This is a genomic window from Delftia sp. PX-1, from assembly GCF_055797465.1.
In genome coordinates this window covers 4,742,804-4,764,844 of sequence record NZ_CP184763.1, presented here as the reverse complement: position 1 = coordinate 4,764,844, position 22,041 = coordinate 4,742,804, and the positions used below count along the sequence as shown (strand labels likewise).

The window sequence follows — 22,041 nt, the reverse complement described above, 5'->3', positions numbered from 1 at the left end:
GAGGGTCGTACGCATGAAAAACCCGCCGAAGCGGGTTGGATAGAGACAGTTCGCGTCTTCAGGAGGCCGAGCCGGCCTTGGCTGGAGTGGCCGGCTTTGCCGCCTGCTCCTTGGTCGGTTTGGCGCCCTGGGCGGCCGTGTCCTTGCCCCCCTTGGTCGCAGTGTCCTTGGCATCAGGCTTGGCGCTGTGGCCTTTGTAGCTGCTGCCGTTGACAGTCAGGCCTTCGCCCGAAAACTTGGTGGCTGTCGGTTCCGCCACACCCTTGACCCGTGCGATGAAGTCGGGCCAGTCCTTGAAGGGGGCTGATTTGCGTTCCTCGAGAATGCGTGCCGACATGGCCGGGCCTATGCCCTTGATGGATGTCAGTTCGGCTTCATTCGCCTTGTTGGCTTCCACAGCGGCCAAAGCCATCACGGACCACAGCAGCGCAATGAAGCCAGCCATCAATTTTCTGAACATACAAACCTCCTGATCCCTCAATGTTGAGGGCCGCAACATTGCGACCCAGAAGCATCTTATGCAGGCCTCTGGCGTGCCGCCAGGCAGTCGCGGGCTCCAGAAGGCCGGCGCAGGCTCGGCCGCACGCGCCCAAAGCCAATGGCCACGCGCCCTCCAGGGCGGTTTCTAGGAATACTCTGAAAATACACTGGCCATGCCGTGTTTGCCAATGGGGGTGACGCGGTGCCGGGGATATGGCCGCCTTTCGCCACCCCGGCCCATCACAGCTCCTCGACGCGCCGGGCCGGGTAGCTGTCCCAGCTCTGGCAGCCGGGGCAGTGCCAGAAATGCTGGCGAGCCTCGAAGCCGCAGGCCGCGCAGCGATAGCGGGTCAGCGGTTTGGCGGCGTGGTCCAGCGCGCGTTGCACGGCTGGGTGGTATTGCTCCTCGGACAGTTTCTCGCCAGCCAGCCACTGCGCAGCAGCCACCAGGGAAGGTTCCCTGTCCAGATGCTGGACCAGGCGGGCGCGTCCCGGTGCCTTGGTTTCACCATCGGTGCTCTGTTCTTCAATTTGAGCGTCCAGCGCAACCAACGCCTGCAGCAGGTCCAGCGAAGGTGCCTGGGTGTATTGCTGGCTGAGCAGCTGGTGGACATGCTGGCGTTGGCCTGTGGCGGCGGCGATGTCCACCAGCAACTGGGCTGCCAGCGGCAGCGCGGCGGGGGACTGCTCGGCCAGGCTCTCCAGCGTTTGCAAGGCCTGGGCCGATTGCCCCATGCGATGCTGCAGCTGGGCATGCTCCAGGCGCGGTCGCGCAGCCTGGGGTGCTGTGGTGATGGCTTGCTGCAGCCGCTGCAGCGCCTCGGCCTGCTGGCCCTGCGTGAGCAAGGACTGGGCGTCTTCGCACAGGTAGTGCGCCAGCCGGCCACTGAAGTCCCCCTGGTTGGCATCCTGCATGCGGCGAGCAATGGCGGCGGCCTGTGTCCAGTCGCGCGAGCGCTCGTAGATGGCCAGCAGGGCCAGGCGGGCCTCGGCCTCGAAGGCCGTGCCTTCCAGGCGGCGCAGCGCGTCCTCGGCGCGATCGAGCAGGCCTGCCTTCAGAAAGTCCTGGGCCAGCGCGTGCTGGGCGCGGTCGCGGTCCACGCGGCTGAGGTCGCCGCGCGACAGCAGGTGCTCATGTACGCGCACGGCGCGGTTGTATTCGCCGCGGCGGCGAAAGAGATTGCCCAGGGCGAAGTGCAACTCCGAGGTGTCGGGGTCGTTCTGCACGGCTTCGATGAAGGCGTCGATGGCCTTGTCCTGCTGCTCGTTGAGCAGGAAGTTCAGGCCCTTGAAATAGGCCTTGGGCGCCTGGCGGTTTTCGGCGCGGATCTGCCGCAGGTCCCAGCGCGAGGCCAGCCAGCCCAGCACGAAGGCCACGGGCAGGCCCAGCAGTATCCAGCTCAGATCAAATTCCATGCACGTCGCCCGGCAGGATGGGGGAGGGGGGCGCCTTGGGCGCCGTGGCTGGCGCCGCTCCTTCGGCTGCAGGCGCGGGGACCTGGGTCGAGCGCGCGGCATTGCGGTGCTTGAGCCAGCGCGGCACCATGCCCAGCACGCCCACGATCAGGCCCAGGGCAAAGGCGGCCAGCACCACCAGTACCAGCGGCGCAGTCCAGGAGGTGCCGAAGAAGAAGTGCACCGTCGCGTCCTGCTGGTTGTTCAGTGCGAAGGCGAACAGCGTAAAAAAAATGGCCGCCTTGAGCAGCCACAGGAAGTACTTCATGTGTTCCCTTGTGTGACGGGAACGATTCTAGAGCCTGGCGGTGACGACGGCTGCAGTGCGCGCAGCCGGCAAGCCGGCTTTCAGGCGGCAGGGCCGGTGCCTGCGGAGCTGGTGGCAACCGTGTCGGGCGCCGCGCCGGGGCGCAGGTCCACGGCTTCGCGCAGGGCCTTGCCGGGCTTGAAGTGCGGCACGCGCTTGGACGGAATGTGGACGGCCTCGCCGCTGCGGGGATTGCGGCCCATGCGGGGCGGGCGGTGGTTGACCGAGAAACTTCCAAAGCCGCGGATTTCGATGCGATGGCCGCGCACCAGGGCATCGCTGACGGCGTCAAGAATCGTCTTGACGGCCTGCTCGGCGTCGCGCTGGCTCAGTTGGCCAAAGCGTGCTGCGAGTTCTTCGACGAGATCGGATCGGGTCATCAAGGATAGGAATCAGGGGTTGAAATGGCGACGGGCGCCCGGAGGCACCCGTCGCATCCGACCTTCAGCGGTCAGCAGACTGGCTGCTGATTACTTGTCGGAGTTGTCCAGCTTGGCGCGCAGCAGGGCGCCCAGGCTGGTCGTGCCGGCGTTTTCCTTGGCCGACTGGGCGGACAGGGAAGCCATGGCTTCTTGCTGGTCAACCTGGTCCTTGGCCTTGATCGACAGCTGGATGTTGCGGGTCTTGCGATCCACATTGACCACCACGGCGGTGATCTCGTCGCCTTCCTTCAGCACCGAGCGGGCATCTTCCACGCGGTCCACGGCGATTTCCGAAGCGCGCAGGTAGCCGACGATGTCTTCGCCCAGGTCGATTTCAGCACCGCGTGCGTCCACCGTCTTGACCTTGCCCGACACGATCTGGCCCTTGTCGTTCACGGTCACGAAGGTCGTGAAGGGATCGCTGTCCAGCTGCTTGATGCCCAGGGAGATGCGCTCGCGCTCGACGTCCACGGCCAGCACGATGGCTTCGACTTCCTGGCCCTTCTTGTAGTTGCGCACGGCAGCTTCGCCGGGCTCGTTCCAGGACAGGTCGGACAGGTGCACCAGGCCGTCGATACCGGCAGCCAGGCCCACGAACACGCCGAAGTCGGTGATCGACTTGATCGGGCCCTTGACGCGGTCGCCGCGCTTGGTGTTCTGCGCGAACTCTTGCCAGGGGTTGGCCTTGCACTGCTTCATGCCCAGCGAGATGCGACGCTTGTCTTCGTCGATCTCCAGCACCATGACTTCGACTTCGTCACCCAGGGTCACGAGCTTGGTCGGAGCAATGTTCTTGTTGGTCCAGTCCATTTCGGAGACGTGCACCAGGCCTTCGATGCCGGGTTCCAGCTCGACGAACGCGCCGTAGTCGGCAATGTTCGTGACCTTGCCGAACAGGCGGGTGCTCGAGGGGTAGCGGCGCGAAACGCCCATCCACGGGTCGTCGCCCATTTGCTTCAGACCCAGCGAGACACGGTTCTTCTCGGTGTCGAACTTGAGGATCTTGGCCGTGATTTCCTGGCCAGCCTGCACGACTTCCGAGGGATGACGCACGCGGCGCCATGCCATGTCGGTGATGTGCAGCAGGCCGTCGATGCCGCCCAGGTCCACGAACGCACCGTATTCGGTGATGTTCTTGACCACGCCTTGAACGATGGCGCCTTCCTTCAGCGTCTCCATCAGCTTGGCGCGCTCTTCGCCCATCGAGGCTTCGACCACGGCGCGGCGGCTCAGCACCACGTTGTTGCGCTTGCGGTCCAGCTTGATGACCTTGAACTCCATCGTCTTGTTTTCGTACGGAGTCAGGTCCTTGATCGGACGGGTGTCGATCAGCGAACCGGGCAGGAAGGCGCGGATGCCGTTGACCAGCACCGTCAGGCCGCCCTTGACCTTGCCGGAGGTCGTGCCGGTCACGAATTCGCCCGATTCCAGGGCCTTTTCCAGAGCCAGCCACGAGGCCAGGCGCTTGGCGGTGTCGCGCGACAGGATGGTGTCGCCGTAGCCGTTTTCGATCGAGCCGATGGCGACCGACACAAAGTCGCCCACCTGGACTTCGATTTCTCCCTGGTCGTTCTTGAATTCGTCGATCGGCACATAGGCTTCCGACTTCAGGCCAGCGTTCACGACGACGAAGTTGTGCTCGACGCGCACGACTTCAGCGGTGATGACCTCGCCAGGACGCATTTCCGTGCGTTGCAGCGATTCTTCAAACAGGGAGGCAAAAGATTCAGACATGTATTTCCTTGCCCGCAAACAGGTTTCCGTTGGCACCATTGCCAAGCGTTTCTAGGACTGTTTGCGGAGGTGTTGTGGGTTCAACCACGGGGTTGGAGTCTATGAACCTCGGGCCGTACACGGGGCGGTGCCGCCATGTCTGGGCCCTAAGGGCGGGTTGCCGACCGTGCGGCGCAACTGGCAATCAGTCGCGGCCGAACGGCTGGCGTTCCTGCCACCATGAAAGCACCTGCTCTGCCACCTCTTCGATGGAAAGCTCGGAGCTGTCAAGCAGCATGGAATCCTGGGCGGGCTTGAGGGGTGCAACGCTGCGGTTCATGTCCCGCGCATCGCGTGCTTCAAGGTCTGCCCGAAGGGCGCTTATGTTAGCGGCAATTCCTTTGGAAATCAACTGCTTATGCCGGCGCTCGGCGCGACAGGCGGCGGAGGCCGACAAATAGACCTTGAGGGGAGCATGGGGAAAGATCACCGTGCCCATGTCGCGGCCGTCGGCGACCAGCCCCGGCAGCTGCTGGAAGGACAGCTGCAGGTCCACCAGTGCATCGCGCACGGCCGGCAGGGCCGAGACGCGCGAGGCGTTCATGCCCGACTCCTCGCTGCGCAGGATCAGGGTGACATCCTCGTCGCCCAGCCAGATGCGCTGCTCGGCATCAAAGCGCACGGGCAGCGCGCGCGCCAGCGCGGCAATCTGCGGGGCGTGGGATTCGTCCAGCACCATGCCGGCCCGCGACGCGGCCAGTCCTGTGAGGCGGTACAGCGCGCCCGAGTCCAGCAGGTGGTAGCCCAGGGCCTCGGCCACCTCGGCGGCGATGGTTCCTTTGCCGGAGGCGGTGGGGCCATCGATGCAGATCACGGGGATGCGGGCACGGGCGGTCTCGCAGACCGAGAACAGGGCCTCGAAGTAGTCGGGGAAGGTCTTGGCGACGCACTTGGGGTCTTCGATGCGCACCGGCAGGGCGGCCGGGTTGAAGGCCGCCAGCGAGAAGCACATGGCCACGCGGTGATCGTCGTAGGTGTGGATGCTGGCCGCGCGCCATGCGGCGGTGGATGCGGGTGGTGTGACGCGGATGAAGTCCACGCTTTCCTCGACTTCGGCGCCCAGCTTGCGCAGCTCCTTGGTCATGGCCGCGATGCGGTCGGTCTCCTTGACGCGCCAGCTTGCGATGTTGCGCAGCGTGGTCGTGCCATCGGCATACAGGGCCATGACGGCCAGCGTCATGGCGGCATCGGGGATGTGGTTGCAGTCCAGGTCGATGGCCTTGAGCGGCCAGGCGCCGCGGCGGATGCGCAGCCAGTTCGGGCCTCCCTCCACCTCGGCGCCCATGGCGCGCGCGGCTTCGACAAAGCGGATATCGCCCTGGATGGAATCCAGTCCCACGCCGAGGATGCGGATGCCTTCGGCGCTGTCCGAGGCGATGGCGCCCAGTGCGATGAAGTAGCTCGCCGACGAGGCGTCTGCCTCGACATGGATCTCGCCCGGCGAGCGGTAGCGACTGCCGGCCGGGATGGTGAAGCGCTGCCAGTTCTCGTTGTGCACGGCGATGCCGAAGCGGGCCAGCAACTCCAGCGTGATATGGATGTAGGGCTTGGAGATCAGCTCGCCCACGACTTCGATGGTGATGTCGCGCGTGGTGGCCAGCAGCGGCAGTGCCATCAGCAGCGAGGTCAGGAACTGGCTGGAGACATCGCCACGCACCTGGATGGGGCTGTGCGGCAGCTGCGAGAAATCGGGCTGGCGGATGTGCAGCGGAGGAAAGCCCTCGTTGCCCAGATAGTCGATGCGGCAGCCGAGCTGGCGCAGCGCATCGACCAGATCGCCGATGGGGCGCTCATGCATGCGCGGCACGCCGCTGAGTTGGAAGTCGCCGCCCAGCACGGACAGGGCTGCTGTCAGCGGCCGCATGGCCGTGCCGGCGTTGCCCATGAACAGCTCGGCACTGGCGCCGGAGGGCAGGACGCCGCCCAGGCCGGTGATGCGCACAGGCTGGCCGAGGGTGATGGTCGCGGGCTCCACCGTGCAGCCCAGTTGCTGCAGGGCACGGAGCATGACGCGCGTGTCGTCCGAGTCAAGCAGGTCGTGGACCACGGTCGTGCCCTGGCTCAGCGCTGCCAGCAGCAGCACGCGGTTCGAGATGCTCTTGGAGCCTGGCAGGCTCACCGTGCCCTGCGCGCGGGAAAGAGGGGGGATATCGAGGAAGGCGGTACTGAACATGGCAATTCGGAGGCAAACAGGCTGTCGGAAGGCATTGCGGCCGCGCTGGCCGCAATCCACAGATGCGCTTGGGGGCGCTTGGAGCGCGGCCGGCGTTGCGCGTCAGCGGCGCGGTACGCCCATGCGCCAGTGGGCACGCGCCGCGCTGGCCAGGGTCAGGTGGTCTTCCAGGCCTTGGCTGTCGCCGGCCTGGATCAGGCATTCGAGTTGCTGCAGCGCCTGCTGGAACTGGCGCGACTGCGCCAGCACCTGTTCGCTGTTGGCCAGCAGCACATCGCGCCACATCTTGGGGTCGCCTGCTGCAATGCGCGTGAAGTCACGGAAGCCGGGGCCGGCCAGGGACAGCACCTCATCGGAATCGGGCTGGGTGATCACGCTTTGCATCATGGCGAAGGCCAGCAGATGCGGCAGGTGGCTGACCGTGGCAAAGGCGCTGTCGTGGGCTTCTGGCGACATGGCGCGCACGCGGCAGCCCAGCAGCTCCCACAGGGACTGGGCCTTTTGCAGGTGCTCGGTCAGTGTGCGTTCCGTGGGCGTCAGGATGACCTGTGCGCCCTTGTACAGCTGGGGGTCGGAATGCTCGACGCCCGAGACTTCCTTGCCCGCAATGGGGTGGGCCGGCACGAAGGAGCCGAGCTGGTCGCGCAATGCCGAGCGGGCGGCATGCACCACGTCGACCTTGGTGGAGCCCACGTCCATGATCATCATCCCGGGCGTGACCAGGTGCTTGATGGACTTGAGCGTGGCCTCGGTGGCCGCCACGGGCACCGCCAGCAGCACCAGGTCTGCGCCGGCGGCGGCCAGCAGGGCCGAGGGTGCCTCCACATCGATGACGCCCATCTGGCGTGCGCGCTCGGTGGTGGACGGGGATTTGCTGTAGCCCACGACACGCTTGACCAGCCCGGCCTGCTTGAGCGCCAGCGCGAACGAGCCGCCCATGAGGCCGCAGCCGATCAACCCCAGTTGTTCGAACGGCTGCATCACTTGGAGACCGGATAGGTGCCCAGCACCTTGTAGAAGGCGCACAGCTCGCGCAGCTCCTGCAGCGCGCTGGCCACGTTGGGCTGGGCCGGGTGACCTTCGAGGTCGATGTAGAAGTAGTACTCCCACTGGCCGGTGCGTGCGGGGCGCGATTCGAAGCGCGTCATGGAGACGCCGTGCCGCTTGAGCGGTACCAGCAGGTCATGCACGGCGCCGGGACGGTTGGGCACGGAGATGATGATGCTGGTGCAATCCTGCCCGCTGGGTGCGGGCGTCGCCAGCGTATGCGGCAGGCAGATGACGGCGAAGCGCGTACGGTTGTAGGCATCGTCCTGAATGGCATGCGCCACCACGTGCAGGCCGAATTGCTGGGCCGCGCGTTCGCTGGCCAGGCCGGCGATGTCGGGGTGCAGCGCCGCCAGGCGGGCGCCTTCGGCGTTGCTGGACACCGGGCGGCGTTCGGCATGTGGCAGATGCTTGGACAGCCAGCCCTGACATTGGGCCAGGGCCTGGGGGTGAGCTGCAACCACCTTGATGCCTTCGGTCGTGCTGGTGCTGCGCAGCAGGTTGTGGCGCACCAGCAGGCTGACCTCTCCCACCACGTGGCAGGGCGTATGCAGGAACATGTCCAGCGAGCGCGTGACCACGCCTTCGTTGGAGTTCTCCACGCCCACCACTCCGTACTGCGCGCTGCCCGCGGCCGTGGCGTGGAACACCTCGTCGAAGCTGTTGCAGTACATCAGGTCGGCCGCGCCGCCGAAATACTGGATGGCCGCTTCCTCGCAGAACGTGCCCGCCGGGCCCAGCACGGCCACGCGCTGGGGTGACTCCAGAGCCAGGCAGGCCGACATGATCTCGCGCCAGATCGCCGAGACATGGGCGTTCTTGAGCGGGCCGGGGTTGGCGGACTCGATCTTCTGGATGACCTGGGCCACGCGGTCAGGGCGGAAGAAGGGCGTGCCTTCCCGCTTCTTGACCTCGCCGACCTGCTCGGCCACGCGGGCGCGTCGGTTCAGCAGATCCAGCAGTTGCTGGTCGATATCGTCGATCTGCACGCGCAGATGCGCCAGATCGGGAGAGGCTTGGGGTGGGGTGCTCATGGAAGGGGTGTGGTCGGTCAGGCGTTGCGCTGTTCGAAATCGCGCATGTACTCCACCAGCGCCTGCACGCCAGCGATGGGCATGGCGTTGTAGATGCTGGCACGCATGCCGCCGACGGACTTGTGGCCCTTGAGCTGCAGCAGGCCGCGTTCCCGGGCTCCGGCCAGGAAGGCGTCATTGCGCGACTCGTCGCGCAGGAAGAAAGGGATGTTCATGCGCGAGCGGCAATTGGCAGCGACCTTGTTCACGTAGAACGAGGACTGGTCCACGTACTGGTAGAACAGGTCGGCCTTGGCGATATTGCGCGCCTGCAGGGCCGCCACGCCGGTCAGGCCGCCTTCGGTCTGGCGCTTGATCCACTGGAAGGTCAGGCCCGCGATGTAGATGCCCCAGGTGGGCGGCGTGTTGTACATCGACTGGTTGTCGGCCACGGTCTTGTAGTCGAAAGCCGAAGGGCAGGCGGGCAGGGCGTGGCCCAGCAGGTCCTCACGCACGATGACCAGGGTCAGGCCGGCCGGGCCCAGGTTCTTTTGCGCACCGCCGAACGCCAGGCCCACGCGGCTCCAATCGACGGGGCGCGAGGCCACGTGCGAGGAGAAGTCAACCACCAGCGGAGCATCGCAGCCCAGCGCCTTCAGGTCGGGCAGTTCCTGGAACTCCACGCCATGGATGGTTTCGTTGCTGCAGATGTGCACGTAGCTGGCGCCACGGCTCAGTTGCCAGCTTTCAGGGGCGGGCAGGGTGGTGAATTGGCTGTCCTCGCCGCTGGCTGCGATGTGTGCATCGGCTACGTACTTGCGTGCTTCCTTGGCCGACTTCTGGCTCCAGCTGCCGCTGAGCACGAAGTCCACCGTGCCGGCGCGCGACAGGTTCAGCGGAACAATGGCGTTCTCGGCCAGGCCGCCACCCTGCATGAACAGAATCTTGAATTCGGGCGGCACGGCCAGCAGCTCGCGCAGATCGGCCTCGGCCTGTTCGTAGATGGAGATGAACTCCTTGCCGCGGTGGCTCATCTCCATCACGCTCATGCCGGACCCGTGCCAGTCGAGCATTTCGGCGGCTGCCTGCTGCAGCACTTCGGCGGGAATGGCGGCAGGGCCGGCGGAGAAGTTGTAAGGGCGGTTCATGGAGTTCACTGTCAAGTCACGCGCAGGCGCCAGTTCGGGCGGGGCCTGCAACTGTCAAAAATCTGGGCCGCCGCTACGGCTGCACTCCCGGTGTGGGAGGCAGCCCCAGCGGCGGCCGGGTCATCAGGCGGGCTCGCCCGTGCCTTCGGCAGCGGCTTCGTCGCCGCCCGGGGCTTCCTCGCCCGTGGCCTCGCCCTCGACTTCGTTGGCATCGTTTTCGACGATGCGCTGCAGGCCGCCCAGCTTGGCGCCTTCGTCCAGCGAGATCAGCGTCACGCCCTGGGTGGCTCGGCCCAGCTCGCGGATTTCCGAGACCCGGGTACGCACCAGCACGCCAGTGTCGGTGATCAGCATGATTTCGTCATCGGCGTGGACCAGGGTGGCGGCGACCACCTTGCCGTTGCGCTCGGACTGCTGGATGGCAATCATGCCCTTGGTGCCTCGGCCATGGCGCGTGTACTCGACGATGGACGTGCGCTTGCCGTAGCCGTTTTCCGTGGCCGTGAGCACGCTTTGCGATTCGTCCTCGGCCACCAGCATTGCGATCACGCTCTGGCCCTCTTCCAGGGTCATGCCCTTGACGCCACGCGCATTGCGGCCCATGGGGCGCACGTCGTTTTCGTCGAATCGAACGGCCTTGCCGCCGTCGCTGAACAGCATCACGTCATGCTTGCCGTCGGTGAGGGCTGCGCCGATCAGGAAATCGCCCTCGTCCAGGCCCACGGCGATGATGCCGGCCTTGCGCGGGTTGGAGAACTCGTCCAGCGCCGTCTTCTTCACGGTGCCCATGCTGGTGGACATGAACACATAGTGGTCGGCCGGGAAGCTGCGGTACTCGCCCGTCAGCGGCAGCACCACGTTGATCTTCTCGCCATCCTGCAGAGGGAACATGTTGACGATGGGGCGGCCACGCGAACCGCGCGAGCCCGCCGGCACTTCCCAGACCTTGAGCCAGTACAGGCGGCCGCGGTTGGAGAAGCACAGCAGGTAGTCGTGCGTGTTGGCGATGAACAGCTGGTCGATCCAGTCGTCTTCCTTGGTGGCCGTGGCCTGCTTGCCGCGGCCGCCGCGCTTTTGCGAGCGGTACTCGGACAGCGGCTGGCTCTTGATGTAGCCCGTGTGGCTGAGCGTGACCACCATGTCGGTGGGCGTGATCAGGTCCTCGGTGGACAGGTCCTGCGCGCTGTACTCGACCGTGCTGCGGCGGGCTCCAACCTTGCTCTGGCCGAACTCGGCCTTGATCTGCTTGAGTTCGTCGCCAATGATGGCCGACACGCGCTCGGGCTTGGACAGGATGTCCAGCAGGTCCTCGATGATGGACATCACGTCCTTGTACTCGGCGACGATCTTGTCCTGCTCCAGGCCGGTCAGGCGCTGCAGGCGCATCTGCAGGATTTCCTGGGCCTGGGTCTCGGACAGGCGGTACAGGCCATCGGCCTGCATGCCGAATTCGCGTTCCAGGCCATCGGGGCGGTAGTCGTCGGCATTGACCACGCCGCCATCGGTACGGGTGCGCGTCAGCATCTCGCGCACCAGCTTGCTGTCCCAGTTGCGCGTCATCAGCTCGGCCTTGGCCACAGGTGGCGTGGGCGCGTTGCGGATGATGGCGATGAAGTCGTCGATGTTGGCCAGCGCGACCGCCAGGCCTTCCAGCACATGGCCGCGCTCGCGCGCCTTGCGCAGTTCATAGACCGTGCGGCGCGTGACCACTTCGCGGCGGTGCTGCAGGAAGACCTCGACCAGATCCTTCAGATTGCACAGCTTGGGCTGGCCATCGACCAGCGCCACCATGTTCATGCCGAAGGTGTCTTGCAGCTGGGTCAGCTTGTACAGGTTGTTGAGCACGACCTCGGGCACTTCGCCGCGCTTGAGCTCGATCACCAGGCGCATGCCCGACTTGTCGGACTCGTCCTGGATGTGGCTGATGCCCTCGATCTTCTTTTCGTGCACCAGCTCGGCCATGCGCTCCTGCAGCGTCTTCTTGTTGACCTGGTAGGGCAGCTCATCGACGATGATGGCCTGGCGCTGGCCGCGGTCGATGTCCTCGAAGTGGCACTTGGCACGCATCACCACGCGTCCGCGACCCGTGCGATAGCCCTCCTTGACACCGTTGATGCCATAGATGATGCCGGCCGTCGGGAAGTCGGGCGCGGGGATGATCTCCATCAGCTCGTCGATGGTGGCCTGGGGCGTCTGCAGCAGGTGCAGGCAGGCGTCCACCACCTCGTTGAGGTTGTGCGGTGGAATATTGGTGGCCATGCCCACGGCAATGCCCGAGGAACCGTTGACCAGCAGATTGGGCAGCCGCGCAGGCAGCACCAGCGGCTCGCGCTCGCTGCCGTCGTAGTTCGGGCCGTAATCGACCGTTTCCTTGTCGATATCGCCCAGCATTTCATGGGCAATCTTGGACAGGCGGATTTCGGTGTAACGCATCGCCGCCGCGCTGTCCCCGTCCACCGAACCGAAGTTGCCCTGACCGTCCACCAGCATGTGGCGCAGCGAGAAATCCTGCGCCATGCGCACGATGGTGTCGTACACCGCACTGTCGCCGTGCGGGTGGTATTTACCGATCACATCACCGACGATACGCGCCGACTTCTTGTACGGCCGGTTCCAGTCGTTGTTGAGCTCGTGCATGGCAAAAAGCACGCGCCGATGCACAGGCTTGAGACCATCTCGCGCATCGGGCAGCGCCCGGCCCACGATCACGCTCATCGCGTAATCGAGATAGCTGCGACGCATCTCCTCTTCGAGGCTGATGGGCAGGGTTTCTTTAGCAAACTGGGTCATGTGTGGCGATACTCTGACGGCGGGAAAAGGCCCATTTTAGGTCGAATGACGTGTAGCAGCCGAGCAACATAACCCTGGAATTCCGCCGCTGTCCTACTTGTTGGCCCCCGCTTGGCGGTCCGTCTGCATGTGACGTATGGCACAATCAATTCAACGTTTTTGGTGATGGTCACTGATGACGTCCACAGATTCGCAGCCCTGCTGCGGCTTTTTCCCCAAGAGGAGAACCATGAAGAAACTGAACAAAGTGGCGATGTTGTTTGCCTCTGCCGCCCTCGCAACGGCCGCTGGCGCACAAGTGAAGGCTGCTGACGGTGGCAAGACCATCGACAACTGGCAAAACGGCACCAGCGAACTGGTGTGGAAGAACGGCACGAACGAACTGTGCTGGCGCGATGCCAACTGGACGCCCGCCACTGCAGCTGCTGACTGCGACGGCGCTCTGAAGCCTGTGGCCGCCGCTGTGGCTCCCGCCGCAACGCCCGCTCCGGCAACTCCCGCACCCGCACCGGCACCCGCTCCGGCCGTGGCCTCCAAGGTGACCTTCTCTGCCGACGCTTTCTTCGACTTCGACAAGTCGGTTCTGAAGCCCGAAGGCAAGGCCAAGCTGGACGACCTGGCCTCCAAGGTCAAGGGCATCAACCTGGAAGTGGTCATCGCCGTGGGTCACACCGACTCCGTTGGCTCTGACGCCTACAACCAGAAGCTGTCGGTTCGCCGCGCTGAAGCTGTGAAGGCTTACCTGGTGTCCAAGGGCATCGAAAAGAACCGCGTCTACACTGAAGGCAAGGGCGAAAAGCAGCCCATCGCCGACAACAAGACCAAGGAAGGCCGCGCGAAGAACCGTCGCGTGGAAATCGAAGTGGTCGGCACCCGCGCCGCCCAGTAATCTTTCGATTGCTTCTCGCAAAAGCCCCGGCAACGGGGCTTTTTTTATGGCTGAACGGTCGCTGCAATCGCCGACAATCGACTCCATGAGCAACGCAATCAACCTCAACGCCGACCCGGCGGAGCTGGAGAAATTCTCCAGCCTGGCCCATCGCTGGTGGGACCCGGAAAGTGAGTTCAAACCCCTGCATCAGATCAATCCGCTGCGGCTTGACTGGATCGATGCGCAAGTTCCCTTGAAGGGGCGCAGAATTCTGGATGTCGGGTGTGGCGGCGGCATCCTTGCCGACTCCATGGCGCGCAAGGGTGCGCGCGAAGTGGTTGGCATCGATCTGGCCACCAAGGCATTGCGCGTGGCCCAGCTGCATGCACTGGAGACGGGTACGCCCAACATCCACTACCACGAAGTGAGTGTGGAGCGTCTGGCCCAGGAGCAGCCTGGTTCCTTTGACGTGGTGACCTGCATGGAGATGCTGGAGCATGTGCCCGATCCCGCCTCCGTGGTATCGGCCTGTGCTGAGCTGGTCAAGCCTGGCGGCTGGGTGTTCTTCTCCACGATCAACCGCAGTGCAAAGGCCTTCGGTCTGGCCATCGTCGCGGCAGAATACCTGCTCAAGATGATTCCCAAGGGAACGCATGAGTACGGGAAACTGATCCAGCCCAGCGAACTCGCCATGTTCGCCCGTCAGGCTGGCCTTGATCTGCAGGCTAGCAAGGGCCTGCAGCACAACCCCATCACAGGGCGCTACTGGCTCAGTGCAGACACATCTGTGAACTACATGCTGGCCACGCGCCGGGCTGAGGGGTAAGCTGCATGTGGAAAGAAGTCCGAGCCGTGCTGTTCGATCTGGACGGCACCTTGATCGACAGTGCACCAGACCTGGGTGCAGCCGCAGACAGGATGCGTACGGATCGGGGTATGCCTTCAATTCCCTATGAGCGATATCGACCCATGGCGGGCGCGGGGGCGCGGGGCATGCTGGGGGTGGGGTTCGGGCTCACGCCCGACTCGCCCGAGTTTGCGCAGATGCGCGAGGAGTTCTTCCGCAACTACGAGCAATGCATGACAGAGCGCACCTATGCGTTCGAGGGTGTCGAGGAACTGATTGCACGACTCCAGGCTGTGTCCATGCCCTGGGGCGTGGTCACGAACAAGTCCATGCGCTTTACCGACCCGCTGACGCAACAGATGCCGCTGTTCGCAACTGCGTCAGCCGTCGTCAGCGGCGACACCACGCCCCATGCAAAGCCCCATCCTGCACCCTTGCTGGAGGCTGCCGCGCGTATCGGCCTTCCTCCCGAGAGTTTTGTCTATGTCGGTGACGACGAGCGCGACATCGTTGCAGGCAAGGCCGCAGGCATGAAGACCGTGGCGGCTTGCTACGGCTACCTTGGCGCAGCCGGCGATACGCTGCACTGGCAGGCGGATGCGCAAATCAATTCTCCGCTGGAGCTCTTGAAACTGCTGGAAAGAGGCTAAGATAGGAGCCTTGGGGCTGTCCTGGTTTCGACGTGGGTTCGGGACCGGTGTGGTGCATGTCGAGCTTGATTGACGCTCGTAAATCTCCATTCAAAAAACTAACTGCAAACGACGAACGTTTCGCACTCGCCGCTTAAATCCGGTGAGCCTTGCAACAGCACGCTGATGGGCTGGGCAAGGGGGTAGCAATACCTCCCGGCTGCAAGGGAATTCACATCAGCTGGCTGCGTGCTGGGCTTCTTAGTACGTGGCAAGATCCAAGGAAGCTGGCATCCCGGGTAGCGTGCGCCTGCGCGACTCGGGAGGCGAGACTCAAAACAGAACGCTAAACATGTAGATCTGCCCGGCGAAGGCTTGCGGACGCGGGTTCAATTCCCGCCAGCTCCACCATCCAAGACACCGCCACACACTGAAGACCTCAGTGTGTGGCGGTTTTTTCTTGCCCTGAAGTGTCCTGCGGTGTCTCCAGAATCGCACCGATTTCGCACGCGATTCGCACGGGCTACGACCCGCTGACGAGCCGCAGTTCCGCCCTGGGCTTCTGGTAGTCCTCGCCGATGAACTTGCCGTAGGTCCGGAAAACCATCTCTACATCCTCGTGCCCAAGCTGCTGGGCCACATACCAGGGGTTGGCGCCGGCGGTCAGCAGCGTGGACGCATAGGTGTGCCGGATCTGGTACGGGTTGCGGTACTCGATCCCGGCCCGCTCCATCACCGGCAGCCAGAGCGTCTTCCGGATTTGGGCGTCAGTGGTCCATGGCTTCAAGGTGCGCGGGTTCAGCCAGACCCTGGCGCCGCGGGCCTGGCTGACCGAGCGCTGTTGCTTCAGCGCCTCGACTGCCTCGGCATTGAGTTCCACGTCCCGCTTGCCGGCCTCGGTCTTCGGAGCCTTGACGACGCCGGCCACCTGGTTGAGCACGATGCGCGCGATCCGCTTGTCGAAGTCGATGTGTTCCCACTGCAGCGCCTGCAATTCACCCGGACGCAATCCAGAGTTGAACCAGAACTGGAGCATGGGGCGCTCGTCCTCGCGGCACGCCACCAAAATGGCTTCGCGCTCCGCGCGGGTGAATGGTTGGACTACATAGTCGCTGGCCCGGCTGGTCTGGCGGATCAGCTTCGTCAATGCGATGCGCTCGAATGGGTCGAATTCGATCAACCCATCATTGAGCGCGTCTTCAAAGACTGATCGCAGTGGGATCAGCATATTTCGGATTGCCTTCGATGTGCAGTCCATCTCCGTGATCCATTCGCGCAGCATGCTGGGCGTCACGTCCGAGGCCTGCACCTCGTGCCAGTGCTTCATCCGCTCCCCGTTGATCACCTTCGCATACCCGTTGTATGTCGATGGCGAGAGCTGGCCGTTCTGTACCTGGCGCTCATAGGTCTCCAGTTGCTTCTGGAGCAGAGCACGCATGAGGCCAGCCTTTTTCCGGCTCACCCCGGCCCGCGGGCTCTCGGGGAAGTGCTCGGCATAGTCGAAGTCTCCCGCCTTGATCTTGGCGCGGATGTCTTCGCGCAGGACCGCCGCGCGCTGGATGCTGGATTTGTTCACAGGGCCGGCAGGGAGCATTTCGCGGCACTCCCGGCCCTCAAAAGTGAACGCGATCTGAATCCGGCTGCCGGTGGCAAATTCCCGGACAGTTACGCCAGGTGGTGTTTCGAGTTTTGGTCGCTTATCCATTTGTCAGCTGCTTTAATGTTTACGTAGAGGCGGCGGGAAACGACGGCGACCTGCTGGCCGATTTTCCAAGTGCCGTTTTTCTTGCGCTGCTTGACGGTTTCGCGGGTGACGCCTGTCATTTCCTCGTACTTGCTTGCCAGTACCCACTCGGGGCCATTGGCGGCGGCATTTTCTTCGGCGGCCACCAAGGCCGCAGTGTTGGAAGCGCTTTTCATCTGTCGGGCCTTTCAAAAACAAAGGCCAGCGGGTGCTGGCCAGGTGATTGGTTCTCGTCTCGGTGTGGCGCGCGCTTGTCGCGCCATTCCTTGTGCTTCTTGCTTGCCATCATCGTGGTGCACCTCTCCAGATGAAATCGCCCTTGTCCTCGCGCATGGCCGGCTCGCTGTCCTGGCACGGGCATTCAAAGCCGCTGAGCCGGTCGGCCACCGGCCGCCAGAAGTTGCGCACGCGTCCGCTGGGGACGTGGTTGTCTTCCTTGGCGTCTGCCAGGTCGAACTGTCCCAGGGCCCACATGGCGTCGGCGCTGCTGCAGCGACTGCCCATGGCGCTGATGCTCAGGTGGTACTCGGGGCCCGCGTCGAACTCTCCCGGCTCGGGTTCAGGCTTCTCCACGGCAGAGATGACAAGGAGGCCGTTCTCCTGGTGGGCCCAGGCCTGCCAGGGGTAGCCCATGGCGTCCAGTTCGTGGGCCATGGCCAGGATGTGATCGGCCCGGGTCCAGCCGGAGCCGGCCGCGGGGGACTTCGGCTGGATCGCGCTGACGCCGGCCAGGGGTGTTGGTGCTGTGGTCACGGGGTCTGTCCTTTCTGCTGCGCCTGGGCGCGCTCAAACTCCACGACCCAGACCCAGGGGTTGGACTCCCACGATCCGTCGCCGTTGATGGTCCACCAAAGGTGTTCGAAGTTCTCCCGCGCGAACCTGCCGCCGGGGAGATTCAGGCTATGCGGGACGCCCTCGGCCAGTGCGTCGGCCTCGCTGATGTCCTGCAGGCGCTCCACACGCACGCCGGTCACTTCCAGCAGGATGCGGCTGGCGGGCCGGGGCATATGGATCGCTGGCCGTTTGAACCATTTGGGCAGAGTGCCGCCGTCGCGTTTACCCGCGAGAGGCTGAGGACGGTCACCGGCATATTGATAGGCCTTGCCGCACTCCAGCGTCATGTCCACGAAGTGCCACTCGTCGCGGCCTTTCTTCGAGCTGAACCGAGTCTCCCAGCGGCCCCAGGCGTAGAAGGTCTCGCGCACCCAGAGCCTGTCTCCGGACTGGCCGTAGGGGCAGCACACAGCGGCCTCCGCAGCCTGGTCTGGCAGCAGGTAGGTGGCGGCATGGCCACCGGCCCGGCGCGGCGCCAGGATCGAATCGATGCCCAGCGTGCTTTCCACCTTGGCCACTCTTCGAGTCATGGTCTTCGTGCCGGCCAGCAGGGCGCGGACCATCGGCCCGCTGAACAGGATCGGTCGTTCTTTCATGTGCTCTCCTTGTGCCCAGTGGGCGCTGTGGTTCGTTACCAAACACGGAAGCCTCCCGACTTCTCGGCCCAGTCAGCAAATGCGCGCGTTTCCTCAACGAAGTCGCGGCGCACGGGAAGGGTGTAAAGGCGGGTGCGGTCGTCACGCATGCGCTGCTGTTCGCTGGCCGGCATCTTTTCCCACTCGGCATACAGGCTGTCCTGCAGGTCGGCCACCCAGCGAGCGATCTGCGCCATCTGCTTCGCTTCGGAGGCCGAGACCCGGGCGCCATCGTTTGCGGAAACGCACAGTCCATCCTTGCGATTCCGCGCGACGTACTGCCCAGGCACGAAGGCCTTGCCATAGCCCAGGGGCAGGCCAACGCCGGCATCCAACATCCACGGCCACGAGAATCCGCCGGCGTCGAAGTCGCTTACCGCCCTGTGCCGTGGTTTGAGGGTGTATCCCATGCTCACTCCCCCTTGGCTGCTGCCTGGGCTGGGATGGCCTCCACGTACTCAGCGCCCCGGCGGAAATGGCGGCCCGTCCGGTTGTGCCGGAGTGTGATTCGCGGCTCTCCGTACGCGCCCCAGCCGACGACGGTTGCCTCGAAACATCCGCGCCCGTGGTGGACGCGAACCTGGCAGCCCTTGGGGAAGTCGCTCTCCAGCGCGGCCATGATCGCGGCCCGCGCAGCACGCATCGCGTCGTCTGCCTGCTTGACGGCAGGGGTGTATCCAGGAAGTGCCATCACGCACCGCCTTCCTTGGCCTGGGCTGCGTCGTGGGCCTTGCGGGCTTCGAGCGATGCCATTGCTTCGGCGATGGCTTTGCGGGGCGTCGCGCCGCTGCCGCATGCCAGGGCGGCTTCGTCTTCGCCAAAGATCTGTGCATCCCAGGGGCCTTCAAACTCGGGGATGACCGCGATGCGCTCGCGCTCCATGGCATCGAGCAGCGCCGTGTCGCTGGCGGCATCCACTGCAGGCGCAGCAGGTGCTGCCACTCGATGCTCGTCACAGAAGTGCTGGTTCTTGCTGGTGTCGCAGTCGAAGGCCATATGCATCAGGCGCGCCGCAGCGCGATTCGCCGCGCTCGTGGCCAGGCCCTCGTCGTGGGCGCACGACCAGATGGCGCAGTGCCAGGACCATGCGTACTCGGGGTCGGAGGCAAAGGCAGCTTTGAGGGCGGCCATGGCTTCGACCGGCGTCACGGGCGCAGCAGGTGCTGCCGCAGCTTGCAGCCTGAGCGCGTGCGCAGCTTCTTTGCGCTCGATGTCGATCAATGACCGCCCACTCTCGAGCACTTCTGCGAGTTGCAGCAAGGCCGCAGGATCGCCCTGCGCGGGCGCGACCGAGGGCGCAGCAGGTGCCTGGGGCGCTGCTGCCGTGGCGCGGAGGCGAACTGTCTTGGCCAGGCGCAGGAATGAATCGCTCGACACGCCGAAGGACAGCGCCTCCTGGCATGCCGATTCGGCCAGGTCTTCCAACTCGCTGTCGTCCAGCGGGCTTTCTGTCGGGGCTGCAGGCGCTTCCAGGGCGGGCGCTGCCTGGGCGCCGCGTATGTAGGCCAGCGGCATGCCCGACTCCGTTGCAGCGTCCAGTGCGATGCAGGCAACATCGAAGTCCAGAAATGGACGGCGCGCCAGCCCCAACAGCAGCGTTGCCAGGGAGTCGCGCGTCTTGTCCCAGGCCGGACCAGCCACAGCGGCAGGAGCTGCCCCGGCGTAGAGCGGCGTCCCGTACTCGAAGCCGCTGATGTCGCACAGAGGCTTGATCGCGCGCTCGCCGAACTCGGCATCGTCGTGGCTTGCGGAGCAGATCTCGGCCAGAGGCTTGGCTGGCTCCTCGATCTGGGCCAGGCAGCCGCGGCCGTCGCGTGCGTGCTGGACCTCCGCGATGCGAACCATCGCAGCCCAGGCCTGGTCAAGTTCAGGTGTAGGGCACTCAATGAAGGGGCGCAGCAGGGCCAGGCTGGGCGTGCGCGGGATCAGGATGTGGGTCATGGGTTGCTCCTGTCGATTCGCCATTCGCTGGCGGTTTTGGAAATGACGTGGCTGGCGCGCTGCAGCAGCTGCTGGCACGCGGCCTGGGGTGGGGTGACGCTCATGCCGCCTTCCGCAGCGCCGCTCGGCTGGTCCAGTTGGCTGCGATGACGGCCCGGCCAAGCGATGGCGGCACGGCGTTGCCGCACATGCGCACCTGGGTGGTTTTGGAGAAGACGCGGCCGTCGTGCCCCCGGTCGATCACGTAGGTGCGGGGGAAGTCGTTGGCGTTGTAGAGTTCGCGCGGCGTGAGCATGCGCAGCTGGATGTCCACGACCACGTAGGGCGTGCCGCGCAGCCAGACCGTGACCAGTGCCAGCCGGTCTTTGGTGGTGCTGGTGGACATGGGCTCGCGTAGCTCGCCGAGCTGGCCGCCCTGGCCGTAGTAGCGGATCAAGAATGCAGCCACGCGCAGCGCGCCGGCCTCTGCCTCGGGCGACAGGTGGTACTCGACCAGTGCGTGGTGCTCCGCGCCGGCAGTCACTGCGGGCAATGGCTCCCGCATTTCCTTGCCGATGCAGTTCCTGCGCAGCGTGGTCAGGTGGGCGGTGACGACGCGCTGCTGCGATCCGCTGGCCGTGCTGGTGGTCATCGGCGAGCGCGCATCGTGGGCCGGCGTGGCGTTGAATCCGCCGTTCGCCTGCTCGACAAAGGCGGCCACGGCCGCGAACTTGCCAGCGCCCACCACGGTGCCCATGGGCTGCTCCAAGTCCAGCGCGCGAGGGGCCTGGCCCTCACGCTCACCGTAGCCCATCTGCACCATGGTGCCCACGGCCAGCGCCTGACCGCCGCCGCTGGCCGTCACGGTGCCCACGGGCTGGTGGACATCCTTGGCCCCGTAGCTCCAGCGTGGCGCGTCCGGAGTGCCCTGGCCGTGGCCGGCCTGCACCATCACAGGCGCGGCCACCGCGTGCGATCCGCCGCGAGGCCAGGCCGTGACAGTGGACAGCGGGTCTTTCGTGCTGGACAGCCCATGCCGAGACCAGTTTGCAATCTGCACGATGAACGGGTCCGCACTGTCCAGCACGTACCGTTTCATGCCGTGGGCGATGCGACGCAGCGTGGCATCGGCCAGCGGCTTCTCGCGCTCGAAGATACTGCGCCCCTGGATGCTCCAGTCGATGCACTCGGCGGCCGACCGCCAGCGCTTCTGCCCCTTCTTCGGTTCTTTGAAGTGCGTAGGCTCCGGCCAGTGGATAGGCGCGCCGTCGCAGCGGGCCACCATGAACAGGCGGCTACGTGTCGTCGGGGCGCCGTAGTCTGCAGCGCAGAGCACACGCCATTCCACGACATAGCCCAGGCGCTCCAGCGCCCGCACGAACGCTCGCCAGGTGCGGCCGACATGCTTGGGATCGGGCACCAGATGCTGCTCGTGCACCGGCACGCGCTCGCCGGGCGCGGCCACGGAGCCGTCCAGCTTGACGACGCGGCGCGTCTTTGGGCAGCGCTTCGCAATGAGCGGCCCCCATAGCAGGATCTGCTTGACGTTCTCCAACGTGATGATGCGCGGGCGCTTCATGCCTGCCCAGCGCACGCCGATCCAGGCCAAGCCGCGCAGCTTCTTGGAACGGGGCTGGCCGCCGCGCGCCTGGCTGTGATGGGTGCAGTCTGGCGACATGTGCAGCAGGCCCACGGGCCGGCCGCGCGTGGCCTTGCGCGGGCAGACCTCAAACACGTCCTTGCGGTAGTGCTCGGTCTGGGGGTGGTTCGCCTCGTGCATGCTGCACGCATCGCTGTCGTGGTTGACGGCGATGTCCACATGGCGGCCAATGGCCTGCTCGATGCCTTCGGACATGCCGCCGCCGCAGGCGAACTCGTCTACGACAAGCTCGTCTTCAAGGCCCAAGATGAATTGGGGTGTTTGCATGGGGTTCCTCGAAATTTGGGCCAAAA

At 65.0% G+C, this 22,041-nt stretch carries 20 protein-coding genes and 1 other RNA gene; 4 read left to right on the top strand and 17 right to left on the bottom strand.

The genetic code is table 11. The features are described from left to right. Nucleotides 1-58: 58 nt before the first annotated feature. The 10 genes from ACN20X_RS21990 to gyrA form a co-directional block, all read right to left on the bottom strand. A complete protein-coding gene (locus ACN20X_RS21990; RefSeq protein ID WP_016454367.1) occupies nt 59-460 on the bottom strand; it encodes a ComEA family DNA-binding protein in 402 nt (133 codons plus the stop codon). A gap of 260 nt (nt 461-720) precedes the next feature. Continuing rightward, nucleotides 721-1,896, bottom strand: a complete 1,176-nt coding sequence (gene lapB, locus ACN20X_RS21985; RefSeq protein WP_016454366.1) for a lipopolysaccharide assembly protein LapB — start codon at nt 1,894-1,896, stop codon at nt 721-723. Beyond that, nucleotides 1,886-2,203: a LapA family protein gene (locus ACN20X_RS21980; RefSeq protein WP_016449518.1), complete on the bottom strand. Its 318-nt coding sequence runs from the start codon at nt 2,201-2,203 to the stop codon at nt 1,886-1,888. Before ACN20X_RS21980 ends, lapB begins: the two co-directional genes overlap by 11 nt. Nucleotides 2,204-2,283: 80 nt before the next feature. After that, nucleotides 2,284-2,622 carry an integration host factor subunit beta gene (locus tag ACN20X_RS21975; RefSeq protein ID WP_016449517.1) on the bottom strand — a complete coding sequence of 113 codons (339 nt, stop codon included), beginning with the start codon at nt 2,620-2,622 and terminating at the stop codon, nt 2,284-2,286. 90 nt (nt 2,623-2,712) lie between these two features. After that, complete coding sequence (gene rpsA / locus ACN20X_RS21970; protein WP_255247313.1) at nt 2,713-4,437, bottom strand: 30S ribosomal protein S1; 1,725 nt, start codon at nt 4,435-4,437, stop codon at nt 2,713-2,715. 145 nt (nt 4,438-4,582) lie between these two features. Beyond that, nucleotides 4,583-6,610 carry a bifunctional 3-phosphoshikimate 1-carboxyvinyltransferase/cytidylate kinase gene (locus ACN20X_RS21965; protein ID WP_473209921.1) on the bottom strand — a complete coding sequence of 676 codons (2,028 nt, stop codon included), beginning with the start codon at nt 6,608-6,610 and terminating at the stop codon, nt 4,583-4,585. Nucleotides 6,611-6,712: 102 nt separating this feature from the next. Further along, nucleotides 6,713-7,591, bottom strand: coding sequence for a prephenate dehydrogenase (locus tag ACN20X_RS21960; protein ID WP_473209920.1), 879 nt, complete (start codon nt 7,589-7,591; stop codon nt 6,713-6,715). Beyond that, on the bottom strand, nt 7,591-8,691 hold the full coding sequence (pheA, locus tag ACN20X_RS21955; protein WP_016449513.1) for a prephenate dehydratase: 1,101 nt from the start codon (nt 8,689-8,691) through the stop codon (nt 7,591-7,593). Before pheA ends, ACN20X_RS21960 begins: the two co-directional genes overlap by 1 nt. 17 nt (nt 8,692-8,708) lie before the next feature. After that, nucleotides 8,709-9,818 carry a 3-phosphoserine/phosphohydroxythreonine transaminase gene (serC, locus tag ACN20X_RS21950; protein ID WP_016449512.1) on the bottom strand — a complete coding sequence of 370 codons (1,110 nt, stop codon included), beginning with the start codon at nt 9,816-9,818 and terminating at the stop codon, nt 8,709-8,711. Between the two features lie 123 nt (nt 9,819-9,941). Next, complete coding sequence (gene gyrA / locus ACN20X_RS21945; RefSeq protein WP_016454362.1) at nt 9,942-12,608, bottom strand: DNA gyrase subunit A; 2,667 nt, start codon at nt 12,606-12,608, stop codon at nt 9,942-9,944. 229 nt (nt 12,609-12,837) lie between these two features. Between gyrA and ompA the strand changes: the two genes are divergently transcribed. The 4 genes from ompA to ssrA all read left to right on the top strand — a co-directional run bounded on the left by ompA (nt 12,838) and on the right by ssrA (nt 15,366). Beyond that, nucleotides 12,838-13,497 carry an outer membrane protein OmpA gene (gene ompA, locus ACN20X_RS21940; RefSeq protein ID WP_016449510.1) on the top strand — a complete coding sequence of 220 codons (660 nt, stop codon included), beginning with the start codon at nt 12,838-12,840 and terminating at the stop codon, nt 13,495-13,497. 85 nt (nt 13,498-13,582) lie between these two features. After that, on the top strand, nt 13,583-14,305 hold the full coding sequence (ubiG, locus tag ACN20X_RS21935) for a bifunctional 2-polyprenyl-6-hydroxyphenol methylase/3-demethylubiquinol 3-O-methyltransferase UbiG (RefSeq protein WP_016449509.1): 723 nt from the start codon (nt 13,583-13,585) through the stop codon (nt 14,303-14,305). A 5-nt stretch (nt 14,306-14,310) separates the two neighbouring features. Further along, nucleotides 14,311-14,976 carry an HAD-IA family hydrolase gene (locus ACN20X_RS21930; protein ID WP_016449508.1) on the top strand — a complete coding sequence of 222 codons (666 nt, stop codon included), beginning with the start codon at nt 14,311-14,313 and terminating at the stop codon, nt 14,974-14,976. 12 nt (nt 14,977-14,988) lie between these two features. Further along, nucleotides 14,989-15,366, top strand: a transfer-messenger RNA (tmRNA) gene (gene ssrA, locus ACN20X_RS21925). A 112-nt stretch (nt 15,367-15,478) separates the two neighbouring features. Here ssrA and ACN20X_RS21920 read toward each other — a convergent pair. The 7 genes from ACN20X_RS21920 to ACN20X_RS21890 form a co-directional block, all read right to left on the bottom strand. Then, nucleotides 15,479-16,660 (bottom strand): tyrosine-type recombinase/integrase, encoded by a 1,182-nt coding sequence (locus ACN20X_RS21920; RefSeq protein ID WP_473209919.1) that lies wholly within the window; start codon nt 16,658-16,660, stop codon nt 15,479-15,481. Further along, nucleotides 16,621-16,875, bottom strand: a complete 255-nt coding sequence (locus ACN20X_RS21915; protein ID WP_046984231.1) for a hypothetical protein — start codon at nt 16,873-16,875, stop codon at nt 16,621-16,623. The genes ACN20X_RS21920 and ACN20X_RS21915 overlap by 40 nt, the downstream gene beginning before the upstream one ends. 109 nt (nt 16,876-16,984) lie before the next feature. Next, nucleotides 16,985-17,452, bottom strand: a complete 468-nt coding sequence (locus ACN20X_RS21910; protein ID WP_473209918.1) for a hypothetical protein — start codon at nt 17,450-17,452, stop codon at nt 16,985-16,987. Then, nucleotides 17,449-18,129, bottom strand: coding sequence for an ASCH domain-containing protein (locus ACN20X_RS21905; protein WP_473209917.1), 681 nt, complete (start codon nt 18,127-18,129; stop codon nt 17,449-17,451). The genes ACN20X_RS21910 and ACN20X_RS21905 overlap by 4 nt, the downstream gene beginning before the upstream one ends. A gap of 35 nt (nt 18,130-18,164) precedes the next feature. Then, nucleotides 18,165-18,578 (bottom strand): hypothetical protein, encoded by a 414-nt coding sequence (locus ACN20X_RS21900; RefSeq protein WP_473209916.1) that lies wholly within the window; start codon nt 18,576-18,578, stop codon nt 18,165-18,167. A gap of 280 nt (nt 18,579-18,858) precedes the next feature. Next, nucleotides 18,859-20,109 (bottom strand): hypothetical protein, encoded by a 1,251-nt coding sequence (locus tag ACN20X_RS21895; protein ID WP_473209915.1) that lies wholly within the window; start codon nt 20,107-20,109, stop codon nt 18,859-18,861. A gap of 100 nt (nt 20,110-20,209) precedes the next feature. Beyond that, entirely contained in the window at nt 20,210-22,015 is a 1,806-nt protein-coding gene (locus ACN20X_RS21890) for a DNA cytosine methyltransferase (RefSeq protein ID WP_473209914.1), read from the bottom strand. Nucleotides 22,016-22,041 lie beyond the last annotated feature (26 nt).

What these genes read in the sequence shown, in the direction of transcription:
- ACN20X_RS21960 (WP_473209920.1), bottom strand. Translation starts at nt 7,591, where the DNA reads ATGCAGCCGTTCGAACAACTGGGGTTGATCGGCTGCGGCCTCATGGGC.
- ACN20X_RS21915 (WP_046984231.1), bottom strand. Translation starts at nt 16,875, where the DNA reads ATGAAAAGCGCTTCCAACACTGCGGCCTTGGTGGCCGCCGAAGAAAAT.
- ACN20X_RS21975 (WP_016449517.1), bottom strand. Translation starts at nt 2,622, where the DNA reads ATGACCCGATCCGATCTCGTCGAAGAACTCGCAGCACGCTTTGGCCAA.
- ACN20X_RS21895 (WP_473209915.1), bottom strand. Translation starts at nt 20,109, where the DNA reads ATGACCCACATCCTGATCCCGCGCACGCCCAGCCTGGCCCTGCTGCGC.
- rpsA (WP_255247313.1), bottom strand. Translation starts at nt 4,437, where the DNA reads ATGGTGCCAACGGAAACCTGTTTGCGGGCAAGGAAATACATGTCTGAA.
- ompA (WP_016449510.1), top strand. Translation starts at nt 12,838, where the DNA reads ATGAAGAAACTGAACAAAGTGGCGATGTTGTTTGCCTCTGCCGCCCTC.
- ACN20X_RS21900 (WP_473209916.1), bottom strand. Translation starts at nt 18,578, where the DNA reads ATGGGATACACCCTCAAACCACGGCACAGGGCGGTAAGCGACTTCGAC.
- ACN20X_RS21890 (WP_473209914.1), bottom strand. Translation starts at nt 22,015, where the DNA reads ATGCAAACACCCCAATTCATCTTGGGCCTTGAAGACGAGCTTGTCGTA.
- ACN20X_RS21930 (WP_016449508.1), top strand. Translation starts at nt 14,311, where the DNA reads ATGTGGAAAGAAGTCCGAGCCGTGCTGTTCGATCTGGACGGCACCTTG.
- ACN20X_RS21990 (WP_016454367.1), bottom strand. Translation starts at nt 460, where the DNA reads ATGTTCAGAAAATTGATGGCTGGCTTCATTGCGCTGCTGTGGTCCGTG.
- ACN20X_RS21905 (WP_473209917.1), bottom strand. Translation starts at nt 18,129, where the DNA reads ATGAAAGAACGACCGATCCTGTTCAGCGGGCCGATGGTCCGCGCCCTG.
- lapB (WP_016454366.1), bottom strand. Translation starts at nt 1,896, where the DNA reads ATGGAATTTGATCTGAGCTGGATACTGCTGGGCCTGCCCGTGGCCTTC.
- ubiG (WP_016449509.1), top strand. Translation starts at nt 13,583, where the DNA reads ATGAGCAACGCAATCAACCTCAACGCCGACCCGGCGGAGCTGGAGAAA.
- ACN20X_RS21980 (WP_016449518.1), bottom strand. Translation starts at nt 2,203, where the DNA reads ATGAAGTACTTCCTGTGGCTGCTCAAGGCGGCCATTTTTTTTACGCTG.
- ACN20X_RS21920 (WP_473209919.1), bottom strand. Translation starts at nt 16,660, where the DNA reads ATGGATAAGCGACCAAAACTCGAAACACCACCTGGCGTAACTGTCCGG.
- ACN20X_RS21965 (WP_473209921.1), bottom strand. Translation starts at nt 6,610, where the DNA reads ATGTTCAGTACCGCCTTCCTCGATATCCCCCCTCTTTCCCGCGCGCAG.
- serC (WP_016449512.1), bottom strand. Translation starts at nt 9,818, where the DNA reads ATGAACCGCCCTTACAACTTCTCCGCCGGCCCTGCCGCCATTCCCGCC.
- gyrA (WP_016454362.1), bottom strand. Translation starts at nt 12,608, where the DNA reads ATGACCCAGTTTGCTAAAGAAACCCTGCCCATCAGCCTCGAAGAGGAG.
- pheA (WP_016449513.1), bottom strand. Translation starts at nt 8,691, where the DNA reads ATGAGCACCCCACCCCAAGCCTCTCCCGATCTGGCGCATCTGCGCGTG.